The following is a 13,529-nucleotide window of genomic DNA, read 5'->3' on the forward strand; positions in this document are numbered from 1 at the left end:
GCATCAGATCTTGACGTTCTGGCGCACGTTCCAGCCGTACTTGACCGGGCCGCCGTCTTTGGTGCCGTCAGCTTTCTGCGGCTGGTAATCGACCGTGACTTTGCCGAAGTTCAGGGTGACGTTTTCGGTCAGGCGGTCATCGCCGCCCGAGCCACCGGTGCTCAGCGAGCTGATCAGCACTTCTTCGAGGTTGATGATCAGGTACTCGACCTGGCTCTCGCCACCGGCCTTGCGCACGGTCAGCTTGACCTTGTCGATGTGCTTGCCGCTGGAGCAGTGCATCATCAGGTTGGGGCTGGATTTGTCGACGTACTTGGTCAGCGACAGGTCCTGGATGTTGACCTTGCCGGCGCCGCCGCCACCACCCATGTGCATGTTGCCGGACTGGGCCATGCCCCAGCTCCAGTTCAGCACATCGATTTCGTCCTTGTGGGCCTTGTCCATGGACTCGCCCTTGATGTCGCCAATCTTGATGAAAATATCAACTGCCATGTTGTCTCCAGAGTGTGGCATCTACCACATTATTTTTTCAGTGCACGCCCCGCAGCACGGGGCGTTCTAGCGAGCCTGGGCTCAGGCGCCCTTGGCCGACGGCAACTTCGATACCAGGCGCAGCGACACAGTCAGCCCTTCGAGCTGGTAGTGCGGGCGCAGGTAGAAACGCGAGTTGTAGTAACCCGGGTTGCCTTCGACTTCTTCGACCACCACTTCGGCAGCTGCCAGTGGGTGCTGGGCCTTGGTGGTTTCGGTGGAGTGGGCCGGATCGCCATCGACGTAGTTGAGGATCCAGTCCTGCAGCCAGCGCTGCATCTCGTCCTTCTCTTTGAACGAGCCGATCTTGTCGCGCACGATGCACTTCAGGTAGTGAGCGAAGCGGCAGGTGGCGAACAGGTACGGCAGGCGCGCGGCCAGGTTGGCGTTGGCGGTGGCGTCCGGGTCGTCGTACTCGGCAGGTTTTTGCAGCGACTGGGCGCCAATGAAGGCGGCGAAGTCGGTGTTCTTCTTGTGCAACAGCGGCATGAAACCGTTCTTCGCCAGTTCCGCTTCACGGCGGTCGGAGATGGCGATTTCAGTCGGGCACTTCATGTCCACGCCACCGTCATCGGTAGGGAAGGTGTGCGCCGGCAGGTTCTGCACTTCGCCACCGGACTCGACGCCGCGAATCCGCGAGCACCAGCCGTAGTACTTGAACGAGCGGTTGATGTTCACCGCCATCGCGTAGGCGGCGTTGGCCCAGGTGTACTTGGCGCTGTCGGCGCCATCGGTGTCTTCTTCGAAGGCGAAGGCTTCTACCGGGTCGGTCTTGGCGCCATACGGCAGGCGCGCCAGGAAGCGCGGCATGGTCAGGCCGATGTAGCGCGAGTCTTCCGATTCACGCAGCGAGCGCCAGCCGGCGTACTCGGGGGTGGTGAAGATTTTGGTCAGGTCGCGCGGGTTCGACAGCTCCTGCCACGAGCCCATGCCCATCACGGTCGGCGAGGCCGCAGCGATGAACGGCGAGTGCATGGCGGCACACACCTTGGACAGCTCGCCGAGCAGCTCGACGTCCGGTGGCGACTGGTCGAAGTAGTAGTCGCCGACCAGGCAACCATACGGCTCGCCGCCGAACTGGCCGTACTCTTCTTCGTACATCTTCTTGAACAGCGGGCTCTGGTCCCAGGCCGTGCCCTTGAATTTCTTCAGGGTCTTGTGCAGGTCGGGCTTGGAGATGTTGAGCACGCGGATTTTCAGCTGCTCGTCGCTCTCGGTGTTGTTGACCAGGTAGTGCAGGCCCCGCCAGGCGCTTTCCAGCTTCTGGAACTCGGGGTGGTGGATCACCTGGTTGACCTGGGCGGTGAGCTTGGCGTCGATGGCGGCAATGATCGATTCGATCGACTTGATCGCGTCATTGGACACCAGGTCGGTTTGCGCCAGGGCCTGTTCGGCCAGGGTGCGCACCGCAGTTTCGACGGCCTCGCGGGCGCGCTCGGTCTTGGGTTTGAATTCTTGCAGCAGCAGCGAAGCGAACTCGCTGGCTTGCTCGGTGGCCGCTGGCTGGGCCTGGGTATCACGCATCGGATCGGTCATGAGGCTTTGTCCTGATTAAGCGTTCGGCTCGGCATCCTGGGGCTTTGGCGCGCTGGCCAAGGCCTGGAGCAGGGCCGGATCCTTGATGGCTTTCATGATGATTTCTTCGGCGCCGGTCTTGCCGTCCATGTAGGTCAGCAGGTTGGCCAGCTGGGTCCGCGCTTCGAGCAGCTGGTTCAGCGAATCGACCTTGCGCGCCACGGCGGCAGGGCTGAAGTCGTCCATGCTCTCGAAGGTGATATCCAGGCTCAGGTTGCCTTCGCCGGTCAGCTCGTTGGGTACGTGGAACGCCACCCGTGGCTGCATGGCCTTGAGGCGCGAGTCGAAGTTGTCGACGTCGATTTCCAGGAACTTGCGCTCGGCGACCGGGGCCAGCGGCTCGGCAGGCTTGCCCGCGAGGTCGGCCATGACGCCCATGACGAAAGGCAGCTGGACCTTTTTTTCGGCGCCGTAGAGCTCGACGTCATACTCGATCTGCACCCGCGGCGCGCGATTGCGCGCAATGAATTTCTGAGAACTGGGGTTCGCCACGTTGTTCCTCCTGGTCGCAGGTGCGACGGTATTGGCGTCATCGATCGTTGCCGGTAACGGTGTTGCGTATGTGCGTTGGGTCAGGCCCGCAGGCCTCAGTCAGCTTCGGGTCCGCGCAGGGTTTCGAACTGCGACAGCCCATCGGGGATCAAGTCGCGGACGATCGCGGCAAAATCGGCGTTGACCAGATTTTTCGCGCGGTTGAGCAGCACCGGCAGCGGGCTCGAGGGCTCGTGGCGGGCGTAGTACTTGAGAATTCGGTCAAGGCTGCGCAGCACTTCGTCGCGGCTGGCGATATCGGCCGAAGCGCGGGCGATGGCGGGCGCGGGGGCGGCCTCGGCAACCGGCGTCGAGCTGTTGGCAGCGCTGCTGATTTCGCTGGCGTCGTTGGCGGCCTGCTCGCTGGCCGGCGCATGTTCGGCAAGAATCTGTGCGGCCTGGCGCAGTGGCTGCTTGAGCGCGCTCAGATCAACTCCGCTGGCCGATCCGACCTGCTCGTTGACGTATTGCTCGATTGCCTCGGCGGCCTCGCGGGCTTGCTGTAGCGCCTCGCGGGTGGCCTGCAGTTGCTCGCCATCGCTGTCGCGCAGGGCGCCGCCGAGTTCGTCGGCGTTGAGCGTCTCGCTGGCAAAGTGCTGCAAACCGCTGGCGTGCAGGGCTGCGCGCAGGCTGACCGGGCCGAAGGCGCGGGAGCGGGTCAGCAGGCTTTCGCGCAGCAGGGCGATGTTGGTCTCGCAGACCAGACCGGCGAGGGCGTTGATACGCACTGTCGGGTCGTTGTCGTCATCGGCGTCGAGCTGCGGATGGACCTGCGGCCAGTACTGGCGCAACAGCTCGTTGATCAGTTGCAGAGTGTTGGCCAGGCCGGCAATGCCGTGCAGGGCGAGGGCACTTTGCAAGAGGAAATGAGTGACGCGAAGGTCTTTGCTGCGTTGCAGCAGGGCGGTGCAGGACTGTTCGATCTGCCGCCACTGCGGAGCTTCGGCAGGCTGGATGGCATCGCCCATGACACGCTCGGGCCGGCCTTGGGCATCACGCTCCAATTGCAGGAAGTCCGGGTCGTATTCAAGGTCGTCGCCGCAAGGAAAGTTTTCCGAAACGGCAGCGAGCAAATGCGCTGAGTTCACCAGATATCGATCTCCGTATCGTCCCGTGGTGGGGGTGGCTAATGTGTGCTAGTTGGTTTTGTGACATAGCGCACATAATTTGCTGAGTTGTCCTTAGTTGATATCAAAGTGATATCACGCCTGTTCAGCAAGTTGCGCATTTTTGGTTTATTTCCAATTGGCTGTCAAGGTAAGCTAGCGGCCCATCGTGACCTGCATACTGGGCCGTACAGGTTTATTGACTTGTTGGTCAGGGTAGCGGTGGATGTCATTTGAAACTGATAAACATCAGCGAAAAGTGAACGAAATTCGGACATTCAGTAGACTTTTTCAGGGATTGGAAGCGAATCGTGGCAAGTGTGGCAGGCCTCCAGCGGGCCCACAGGCGATTCGGGATGTTGCTAAGGAGGCGTGATGTCGCTGAGTCTTACTATTACCAGTTATCACAAGATTACCCCTGGCCAATGTCCTGAAAAGTTCATCGAGTCAGGTGCCATCAGTATTGGTCGCGGCCCCGATAATGATTGGGTGCTGCCCGATCCGGAGCGTCTGGTTTCTTCGCAACATTGTGTAATTCAATATAAAGACGGCCGTTATTACCTGACCGATAACAGCACTAATGGTGTCGAATTAATTCACGCCGGTATTCGCTTGCGTCGCGGTAACAGTGAGCCGTTGATGGATGGCGAAGTCATCCGTATCGGCGAGTACGAAATCCAGGCACGGATCGATTCAAGCTTCAAGATTGCCGATGGCAACCCGCACGGTGCTGACGCCGCCAATAGCTTCGAGGCGCTGATGGCCAACCAGGCCGGTGCCGCTGCGACCCCCCAAAATGCTGTTGCGCCAGCGTTGATCCAGGGCGCGTCGAGCAATGCCACCTTGCCGGACCTGTTCGATTTTCTTGCACCGGCGAGCATTGCGCCGGTGACCCGCGCCGATCACGTGCCTGCCCAGCAGCATGATTTTCGCCCGCCAACGCCCGTAGCGTCGACGCCTGAGCCGGTACCGGCAAGCCCTGGAGTGATTCCCGAAGACTGGGACCTGTTCGCCGAACCGGTGCCGGCGGCGCCCGCGCCTGTCGTTGTAGCTGTCGAACCAGCCATGCCCGCACCCATGCCCGCGCCTGTCGAGGCCTCGGCGCAGGCTGGCGACTCCAGTGTGCTGGCCCAGGCGTTCCTGCGCGGTGCGGGCCTTGAACATCTGCGTATCGACAGCGCCCAGGTCGAGGCGCAGATGGAAGCCCTTGGCCGCAGTTATCGCTTGATGGTCGAGGGCCTGATCGATGTGTTACGTGCGCGCAGCAGCCTCAAGGGCGAGTTCCGCATGCAGCAGACGATGATCCGCCCGGCAGAAAACAACCCGCTCAAGTTCGCGCCCAATGCCGATGAAGCGCTGCTGTTGCTGCTGCGCCATGGCAACCACGCGTTCATGGCGCCGGACCAGGCGGTACGCGACAGTTTCGACGACTTGCGCGCGCATCAGCTGGCAGTGATGGCCGGTGTTGAAGCGGCGATCAAGCACCTGCTCGGGCGCTTCGAGCCGGCGCAGCTGGAATCGCGGCTCGGCGAACCGGCAGGGCTGTCGAAGCTGTTCGCAGGTTCGCGCCAGGCGCAGTACTGGCAGCAGTTCACCGAGCTGTACAGCAAGATTTCCCGGGAAGCCGAAGACGACTTCCAGGACCTGTTCGGGCGCGAATTCAGTCGCGCCTACGAGGAGCACAGCGCGCGTCTGCAGCGCTCCTGAAACAAACGGAAAGTGCCACGTCATTGAGGACGCAGGATGATTCGAACAATGCTGATGGCAGCGGTAACCACACTGCTGCTCAGTGGTTGTAGCAAGGATGAAGTCGCAGCACCGGTCCAGCCCGAGGTGGCGGGGCCTACCAGCGTCACCTTGTATTTCAGTGCCGCCGCCGGGCTCAACCCGGGCGCCAACGGCCAGGCCGCGCCTGTGCGCGTGCGCATTCTCGAACTGAAGAACAGCGCAGGTTTCAGCCGCGCCGATTATTTTGCCCTGGCCGAACGCGGCCCGGCGACCCTGGGCGCCGACCTGCTAGATCAGGACGAAGTGCTGGTGCAGCCCGGTGAGCAAGTGCGCATCGACCGGCCGTTGAACCCGCTGACGCGCCAGATCGGCCTGGTGGTCGGCTACCGCGAAATCGACCAGGCGCAATGGCGCAGCCTGCTGCCAGTGCCGCCGCTGGACTACCAGATCAGCCTCGATGTTCGCGCTGTGCGCAGCGTTGCCCATACCTCCCCAACCAGCACCGCCCAATAGGCGATCGGAGAAGCCATGTCCTGGAACAATCGTGTGGTCTGGTCGGAAGGCATGTTCCTCGGAACCCAGCACTTTCAACAACATGACCGTTATCTCGAGAACCTTATCGATGCCCGCAGCCGGCCGCTGTCGGCGGGCGCCTGGGGCTTCTCCGAGCTGCTGGTCGACCAGGGCCTGCTGGCCCAGGGCAAGCTGGCCATCGTTTCTGCCCGCGGGCTGCTGCCCGATGGCACGCCGTTCAACATCCCCCACGATGACCTGGCGCCCAGCCCGCTGAACATCGACGACAACCTGCGTGATGGCCTGGTGTACCTGGCCTTGCCGCTCAAGCGCGCCGGTGCCCGCGATACCGTGGACGAAGGCGAAGCCGCAGGTGGCGCGCGTTATGTCAGCCGGGTGGCCGAAGTGCGTGACGACAACGCGCCGTTCGAGAACCGCGCCCCGGTCGCCCTTGGCTCCCGTGCGCTGCGCTTGATCACCGCCGAAGAAGGCCTGAGCGACTATGCCGCGCTGGGCCTGGTACGTATCAAGGAAAAACGCGCTGACCGCGCCCTGGTGCTGGATGACAGCTATATCGCGCCGGTGCTGGATGTATCGGCGAGCAAAAGCCTGTCGGCATTTCGCAGCGAACTGCTGGGCCTTTTGCATCAACGCGGTGAAGCACTGGCCGGGCGGGTGGTGGCCTCCGGTGCCGGTGGTGCTTCGGAGATCGCCGACTTCATGCTCCTGCAACTGGTCAATCGCGCGCAACCGCTGGTCGAGCACCTGAGCCAGTTGAGCCCGTTGCACCCGGAGCGGCTGTACAGCGAGCTGGTCAGCCTGGCCGGTGAGTTTGCCACCTTCTGTGCCAGCAACCGCCGCCCGGGTGAGTTCCCGGTGTACCAGCATGACGACCTGGCGGCGAGCTTCGCCCCGGTCATGCAGGCGCTGCGCGAAGCCCTGTCGATGCTGATCGACAGCAAGGCCACGCCGATCCCGATTGTCGAGAAGGCCTATGGCATTCATGTCGCCATGCTTGCCGACCGCAGCCTGCTCGACAATGCCAGTTTCATTCTCGTGGTGCGTGCCGACGTACCGAGCGAAACCCTGCGCGGGCGCTTCGCCCAGCAAAGCAAGATCGGCGCGGTCGAGCACATCCGTGACCTGGTCAACCTGCAACTGCCGGGCATCGGTCTGTTGCCGCTGCCGGTGGCACCACGGCAGATCCCGTTCCATGCCGGCTCCACCTACTACGAGCTCGATCGCGGCAGCGAGCACTGGCAGCAACTGCAGAACGCCGGCGGCTTTGCCTTCTACGTCGCAGGCGAGTTCCCGGGGCTGAACCTGGCCTTCTGGGCCATCCGAGGATAAGCCGCAATGCAGCCTAACGACCCGTCGGCGCCACCGGCCAACGACCGCACCCAGTTCATGCCGCGCCCCGGTGGCCGCGGCCCGCAGGCCGGTACGCCGGAGCCTGTGGCGGCGCCGTCGATGCCGGCGCAGCCGCTGCCCGCCGGCCAGGCGCTGGGCCTCAACCCGCTGGAAAGCGCCGCCGGGCCATTGTTGGCCTTGCTGACCCGCTTGCGCAGCACCATCGCCCATCCGGCCCCGGCCAGCCTGCGTGCGCAGTTGCTGGCTTATCTGCGTCAGTTCGAAGAGCGCGCCGAAGCCGCCGGTGTGGCCCGTAACGAAGTCATGCTGGCCCGTTACGCGCTGTGCACTGCGCTCGATGAAGCGGTGCTCAGCACGCCGTGGGGCAGCAGCAGTGACTGGGGCAAGCAGAGCCTGCTGATCACTGTGCACAACGAAGCCTGGGGGGGCGAGAAGGTCTTCCAGCTGCTCGAGCACTGCCTGCAGAGCCCGCGCGAACGCCTGTACCTGCTGGAGTTGCTGTACCTGTGCATGTGCCTGGGCTTCGAGGGCCGTTACCGGGTTATCAACGGTGGCCGCGCCCAGCTCGAAGCCTTGCGCGAACGCACTGCTGCCGCTATCCGCAGCGCCCGGGGTGAGTTCGAGCGCGAACTGTCGCCGCACTGGCGCGGGGTCAGCGTCAGCCGAGATCGGCTGTCGCAGTTCATCCCGCCCTGGGTGGGCCTGGCCATCGCCCTGGCGTTGCTTGTGGCTCTGCTGTTTGCCCTGCGCATGATGCTCGCCGCCGACGCGGAGCCTGTGTTCAAGAACATTCATGCCCTGGGCGAAATCCCGGTGCAGGCCATCGACCGTCCGGTGACCCAGCCCAAGCCGGTGGAACGCCCACGCCTGGCGGGTTTTCTGGCCAGCGATATCAAGGCCGGGCGGGTCAGCGTCGAAGACGCCGTCGACCGCTCGGTGGTGACCATCCGTGGCGACGAATTGTTCGCCTCGGCCAGCACCAGCATCAACGACAGCCTGCAGCCACTGATGCTGCGCATTGCTGACGCCATCGGCCAGGTCAAGGGCCAGGTGCGCATCACCGGCCACAGCGACAACCGGCCGATCGCGACCTTGCGCTTCCCGTCCAACTGGGCGCTGTCCCAGGCCCGCGCCGAGCAGGTGCTGCAGATCCTGGCCGCCAAGACCGGCCAGCCCGCGCGCTTTACCGCGCAGGGCCTGAGCGACACCGAACCACTGGCAGCGAACAACACGACCGAAGGCCGGGCAAAGAACCGCCGGGTTGAAATCACTGTATTGGCGGAGGGGGTCGAGTGAAGGCGTTTTTCGGATTTGTCATTCGCTGGGTCATTCCGCTGCTGGGCCTGATCGCCCTGAGTCTGATCATCTGGTTCGTCGGCCCGCTGTGGGACATGCTGATCCCGGCAGGGCGGCGCTGGGCGCTGATTGCCCTGCTGTTTGCAGTGTGGCTCGGCTATCGCCTGTGGCGCTTCATCGAGGCCCGCCGCCAGGCGGCAGAAGTCATGCGCAGCCTGGCTGCAGAAACAGCTCCTGACCCTGCCAGCGTGGCCACCGCCGAAGAACTGGCAACCCTGCGCCAGCGCATGGACGAGGCCCTGGCCCTGCTGAAAAAGGCGCGCCTGGGTGGCGATGAGCGGCGCAACCTGTACGAGCTGCCGTGGTACGTGATCATCGGCCCGCCGGGCTCGGGCAAGACCACGGCGCTGGTCAATTCCGGCCTGCACTTTCCGCTGGCGGCGCAGCTTGGCGCCGGGGCGATTCGCGGCGTCGGCGGCACGCGCAACTGCGACTGGTGGTTTACCGACCAGGCCGTGTTGCTCGACACCGCTGGCCGCTATACCACCCAGGACAGCCACGCCCAGGTTGACAAGGCGGCCTGGCTGGGCTTTCTCGATCTGCTGAAAAAGCAGCGCGCGCGCCGGCCGATCGATGGCGCTTTCATTGCCATCAGCCTGTCCGACCTGTTGCTGGGCAGCGACGCCGAACGTGCTGCCCATGCTGCGGCCATCCGCTCGCGTATCCAGGAGTTGTACAGCCAGCTGGGCGTGCGTTTTCCGATTTACCTGATGCTGACCAAGCTCGACCTGGTGCCGGGTTTCATGGAGTTCTTCGACACCCTGAGCAAGGAAGAGCGCGCTCAAGTGTGGGGTATGACCTTTGCCCTGGACGACGACAAGTCGGTCGAAGGGCCGCTGGCGCAGTTCCACAGCGAGTTCGCCGGCCTTGAGCAACGCCTCAACGAGCGCCTGGTCGAGCGCCTGCAGCAGGAGCGCGACCCGGCGCGGCGCGATCTGGTTTACGGCTTTGTCCAGCAGTTCGCTGCCTTGCGCTCCAACCTGCAGGGCTTTCTCGACGGCGTGTTCAAGCCCAATGCCTATGAAGAACGCGCCCTGTTGCGCGGCGTGTACTTCACCAGCGGCACCCAGGAAGGCAGCCCGATCGATCGCCTGATCGGCGCCATGGCCCAGAGCATGGGCCTGGACCGTCAGCATCTGGCACGCCAGAGCGGCACCGGGCGCAGCTACTTCATTGAAAAACTGTTCAGCGCCGTGGCGTTTGCCGAGCGCGGGCTGGTCGGGGTCAACCCGCAAGTCGAGCGCCGGCGCAAATGGTTGGCCCGTGCTGCACTCGCCGCCAGCGTTGCCCTGGTAGTGCTGGTCGGCAGCGTGTGGGCGCTGAGCTATCGCGCAAACCAGGCTTACATCGCCCAGGTCGAGCGTAAGCTCGCGCCGCTGGGGCCAGTCCTGCAAACCTTGAGCCCGGCCCAGCGCGATGTACTGGCGGTACTGCCGTTACTCAATGCCGTGCGCCATCTGGCCGAGGATCCGCCCAGTTGGGCCGAGGGGTTGGGGCTGTACCAGGGCGACATGCTCGAAGCCGAGTCGGCCAGCGTCTACCGCAAGTTGCTGATTGCCGTGTTCGCTCCGCGCCTGGTCACCCGTATCGAAGAGCAACTGCACAGCGGCGGTGGTTCGGACTTTCTCTACGAAGGCCTCAAGGCCTACCTGATGCTGGCTGACGGCGAGCATTACGACCCGGACTTCATCAAGGCCTGGGTCAGCCTCGACTGGGAGCAGAGCCTGCCTCGCGACCTGGCCCCGGAGCAGCGTGCGGCATTGGGCGAGCATCTGCAGGCGCTGTTTGAAAAGCGTCCGCCGAATGCGCGCCTGGATGCCAACCTGATCCAAGACCTGCGTCGCCAATTGCAGCAGTTGCCGGTGGCCCAGCGCGTCTATGACCGGGTCAAACGCCAGCAGTTGCCCAAGGGCGTCAGCGATTTTCGCCTGAGCGAAGCGGCTGGCCGCGACGCCGCGCTGGTGTTCAGCCGCAAGAGCGGCAAGCCTTTGGGTGAACCCTTGAGCGGGCTGTTTACCCTCGATGGCTATCGCAAGGCGTTTCTTGCCACCAGCCTGCAACACAGCAATACCCTGGCTGAAGAGCGTTGGGTGCTGGGCCGCGAGCAAGCCGATGAAGGTGATGTGACTAGCCTGGCCGCCGACGTGCGCCGTTTGTATTTCGCCGACTACATCCGCCACTGGGACGCGCTGCTGGCCGATATCGACTTTGTGCCGATCACCAGCGTGGCCCAGGCCGCCGATGTTCTGCGGGTGATTTCCGGGCCGACCTCGCCGCTGAAAAAGCTGCTGAGCGCCGTGGCCAAGGAAACTAACCTGCAACAGCAGGACCCGCTTGCCGCGGCCCAGGCCAAAGCCAGCGAGGCTGGTGTCGACCAGCTCAAGCAGCGCCTGGGTAACTTGCTGGGCCAGGATGCTCCGGCCGATAGCCGCCAGGCGCAGCAAGACCAGGACCCGGTCACCGTGCACTTTGCCGACCTCGCCAGCCTGGTCAGCAAGGGCGAGGGCGAGCCGGCCGCCATCGACGGCCTGCTCACCGACATGAACGCCTTGTACGTGCAGGTCAGTGCCATGGTCGGTGCCAGTGGCGACGCCCTGCTCGGCGAGGCCAAGAACCAGGCCACGGCCGCCGCCAACCGCGTCAGCCTCACCGCGCAGCGCCAGCCGCCGATGGTTCAGGGCCTGGTCAAGTCGGTGGTCAACTCGACCACCAACACCATGATGGGCGGCGTGCGCAATCAACTGAACGCCGCCTGGACCAGCGAAGTGGTCAACGTTTATCGCCAGTCGCTGAGCGGTCGTTATCCGCTGGCAGCGGGCAGCTCGCGGGATGCCACGCTGGACGATTTCGGCCAGTTCTTCGGCGTCGGCGGGGTGATGGACAGTTATTTTCGCAAGTACCTGCAGCCTTATGTCGATACCTCGGCCAACCCTTGGCGCTGGCAGCCGGGCGCGGCGCAGAAGCTCGGCATTGGCTCTGGCGTGTTGCACACCTTTCAGCGTTCGGCGGCGATTCGCGATGCGTTCTTCCGCTCGGGCGGCATGCAGCCGACCGTGCGCTTCGAGCTCAAGCCGGTGGCCATGGACGCCTCGGTCACCCAGTTCTTGCTCGACCTCGATGGCCAGCAGATCAGCTATGACCACGGCCCGAGCCGCCCGGTTGCGATGCAGTGGCCAAACCCCAACAGCATCGGCGTGGTGCGCCTGTCGATCATGCCGCCATCGGCCAGCGGTCGTTCCGGGCTGACCCTGGAAGGGCCGTGGGCCTGGTTCCGCTTGCTCGATCAATCCGACCTGGTGGCCGGCAACGGCCCGGATCGCTTCAGCCTGCGCCTGCGCGTCGATGGCGCCAGCGTGTCGTACGAGCTGCGCGCCAACAGCGCCTTCAACCCGTTCAAGAGCCGCGTGCTCAGCGGCTTCAGCCTGCCGGAGCGGTTGTGATGGCGGGCGTCGGCTTCTACGGCAAGCTGGCCAGCCGCGGCGACTTTGTCAGTCGCGGTTTGCCGCAGAGTTTTATCCAGCCCTGGGACCAGTGGCTGGCGGCCGGGCTTGTGGCCAGCCAGCAGCAACTGGCCGAGCGCTGGTTGCCGGCCTATCTGGTCAGCCCCTTGTGGCGCTTCGCCCTGGCCCCGGGAGTATGCGGGCCCGACGCTGTAGTGGGGGTGTTGATGCCCAGCATTGACCGGGTAGGGCGCTATTTCCCTCTTATCCTGGCCCAGGTTCTGGCGCCGGATGAGTCGCTGGCGGCAGTGGTGAGTGGCCCGGATAACTGGTTCGAGCAGTGTGAAGCCCAGTTACTGGAAACCCTCGAGCCGCAAGCCGCTTTTGAGGCGTTCGATGCAGCAGTGCAGGGCATTGATGCTCCTCGTAGTGCTGTTGTTTCAAGCCCGGTTGTGGGCGGCTTGCAACGCTTTGCAGCGGTGACCCCGCAGGCTCGCAACGCAGCCTTGGCCGAAAGCGCCTGCGCCGGCATGAGCCTGTGGTGGGGGCGCGGCTCGGAGCATATCGAGGCGGGAATGCTGCGCTGTGCGGGCCTGCCGCACAGCGAGGATTTCGCCAGTTTTCTTTTGGGTAGTGAGGCGGCGCGCTAGATGACGGCTTTGCATTACACCGCAGCCAGCTACAGCCATGTCGGCCTGGTGCGCAGCATCAATGAAGACGCTTGCCTGGACCTTGCCAGCGAAGGCCTGTGGGCAGTTGCCGATGGCATGGGCGGGCATGCGGCGGGCGACTACGTCAGTTGCCTGATCGTCGATACTTTGCGCCAGTTGCCGACCACGGCGTCCCTCAATGACTTCGCCCAAGTGCTGCGCCAGCGGCTGTCGGCGGTCAACGCGGCAGTGCGCGAAGAAAGCGCCCGGCGTGGCGTGGCGATGATGGGCAGCACCCTGGTGCTGCTGGCGGTGCGCGCTGACCAGGGTATCTGCCTGTGGGCCGGGGACAGCCGCCTGTATCGCCTGCGCGACGGGCGCCTGGAAGGTATCTCGCGCGATCACAGCTACGTGCAGGAACTGCAGGACAGCGGCCTGCTCAGCGAGGCCGAAGCGCGGGTGCACCCGCGGGCCAACATCGTCACCCGGGCAATTGGCGTCGAGCCCGAGCTCGAACTTGAGGCCGTGCACCTGCAGGTGCTCCCAGGCGATACCTATCTGCTGTGCAGCGATGGTCTGAACAAGACCGCCGAAGACCATGAAATTCGCGAAGTGCTGGGCCACAGCGACCCCTACCAGGTGGTCCGCAGCCTGGTGCACCTCGGCCTGACCCGGGGCGCCCCCGATAACATTACCGCCGTCGTCATCAAGGCCGGTTGAAGACCAAG

At 64.1% G+C, this 13,529-nt stretch carries 11 protein-coding genes; 7 read left to right on the forward strand and 4 right to left on the reverse strand.

The window, feature by feature from the left end:
• Positions 1-3 precede the first annotated feature (3 nt).
• From JYG36_RS02305 to tssA, 4 genes are all read right to left on the reverse strand, one after another.
• Positions 4-492, reverse strand: a complete 489-nt coding sequence (locus JYG36_RS02305) for an Hcp family type VI secretion system effector (protein ID WP_038998241.1) — start codon at positions 490-492, stop codon at positions 4-6.
• Positions 493-573: 81 nt separating this feature from the next.
• Positions 574-2,067, reverse strand: coding sequence for a type VI secretion system contractile sheath large subunit (gene tssC / locus JYG36_RS02310; RefSeq protein ID WP_010221276.1), 1,494 nt, complete (start codon positions 2,065-2,067; stop codon positions 574-576).
• A gap of 15 nt (positions 2,068-2,082) precedes the next feature.
• Complete coding sequence (gene tssB / locus JYG36_RS02315; RefSeq protein WP_010221277.1) at positions 2,083-2,598, reverse strand: type VI secretion system contractile sheath small subunit; 516 nt, start codon at positions 2,596-2,598, stop codon at positions 2,083-2,085.
• A gap of 95 nt (positions 2,599-2,693) precedes the next feature.
• Entirely contained in the window at positions 2,694-3,728 is a 1,035-nt protein-coding gene (tssA, locus tag JYG36_RS02320; RefSeq protein WP_408980952.1) for a type VI secretion system protein TssA, read from the reverse strand.
• Positions 3,729-4,118: 390 nt separating this feature from the next.
• Here tssA and tagH point away from each other — a divergent pair, with 390 nt between their 5' ends.
• The 7 genes from tagH to JYG36_RS02355 are packed head-to-tail and all read left to right on the forward strand — an operon-like array spanning position 4,119 to position 13,521.
• Positions 4,119-5,450: a type VI secretion system-associated FHA domain protein TagH gene (gene tagH / locus JYG36_RS02325; protein ID WP_213602987.1), complete on the forward strand. Its 1,332-nt coding sequence runs from the start codon at positions 4,119-4,121 to the stop codon at positions 5,448-5,450.
• 36 nt (positions 5,451-5,486) lie between these two features.
• The gene (gene tssJ, locus JYG36_RS02330) at positions 5,487-5,984 is read left to right on the forward strand and encodes a type VI secretion system lipoprotein TssJ (RefSeq protein WP_093378507.1); all 498 of its coding nucleotides are present in this window, start codon (positions 5,487-5,489) and stop codon (positions 5,982-5,984) included.
• A 15-nt stretch (positions 5,985-5,999) separates the two neighbouring features.
• Positions 6,000-7,334, forward strand: coding sequence for a type VI secretion system baseplate subunit TssK (gene tssK / locus JYG36_RS02335; RefSeq protein WP_093378512.1), 1,335 nt, complete (start codon positions 6,000-6,002; stop codon positions 7,332-7,334).
• 6 nt (positions 7,335-7,340) lie between these two features.
• Positions 7,341-8,651: a DotU family type VI secretion system protein gene (locus tag JYG36_RS02340; RefSeq protein WP_213602989.1), complete on the forward strand. Its 1,311-nt coding sequence runs from the start codon at positions 7,341-7,343 to the stop codon at positions 8,649-8,651.
• Positions 8,648-12,151: a type VI secretion system membrane subunit TssM gene (tssM, locus tag JYG36_RS02345; RefSeq protein ID WP_213602991.1), complete on the forward strand. Its 3,504-nt coding sequence runs from the start codon at positions 8,648-8,650 to the stop codon at positions 12,149-12,151. The genes JYG36_RS02340 and tssM overlap by 4 nt, the downstream gene beginning before the upstream one ends.
• Positions 12,151-12,801 (forward strand): type VI secretion system-associated protein TagF, encoded by a 651-nt coding sequence (gene tagF / locus JYG36_RS02350; RefSeq protein ID WP_213602993.1) that lies wholly within the window; start codon positions 12,151-12,153, stop codon positions 12,799-12,801. Before tssM ends, tagF begins: the two co-directional genes overlap by 1 nt.
• The gene (locus JYG36_RS02355) at positions 12,802-13,521 is read left to right on the forward strand and encodes a PP2C family protein-serine/threonine phosphatase (protein WP_093378531.1); all 720 of its coding nucleotides are present in this window, start codon (positions 12,802-12,804) and stop codon (positions 13,519-13,521) included.
• Positions 13,522-13,529: the final 8 nt, after the last annotated feature.

The organism is Pseudomonas sp. SORT22, from assembly GCF_018417635.1.
Classification (GTDB): Bacteria; Pseudomonadota; Gammaproteobacteria; order Pseudomonadales; family Pseudomonadaceae; genus Aquipseudomonas.

What these genes read in the sequence shown, in the direction of transcription:
- tssC (WP_010221276.1), bottom strand. Translation starts at nt 2,067, where the DNA reads ATGACCGATCCGATGCGTGATACCCAGGCCCAGCCAGCGGCCACCGAG.
- tagH (WP_213602987.1), top strand. Translation starts at nt 4,119, where the DNA reads ATGTCGCTGAGTCTTACTATTACCAGTTATCACAAGATTACCCCTGGC.
- JYG36_RS02340 (WP_213602989.1), top strand. Translation starts at nt 7,341, where the DNA reads ATGCAGCCTAACGACCCGTCGGCGCCACCGGCCAACGACCGCACCCAG.
- tssK (WP_093378512.1), top strand. Translation starts at nt 6,000, where the DNA reads ATGTCCTGGAACAATCGTGTGGTCTGGTCGGAAGGCATGTTCCTCGGA.
- JYG36_RS02305 (WP_038998241.1), bottom strand. Translation starts at nt 492, where the DNA reads ATGGCAGTTGATATTTTCATCAAGATTGGCGACATCAAGGGCGAGTCC.
- tagF (WP_213602993.1), top strand. Translation starts at nt 12,151, where the DNA reads ATGGCGGGCGTCGGCTTCTACGGCAAGCTGGCCAGCCGCGGCGACTTT.
- tssJ (WP_093378507.1), top strand. Translation starts at nt 5,487, where the DNA reads ATGATTCGAACAATGCTGATGGCAGCGGTAACCACACTGCTGCTCAGT.
- JYG36_RS02355 (WP_093378531.1), top strand. Translation starts at nt 12,802, where the DNA reads ATGACGGCTTTGCATTACACCGCAGCCAGCTACAGCCATGTCGGCCTG.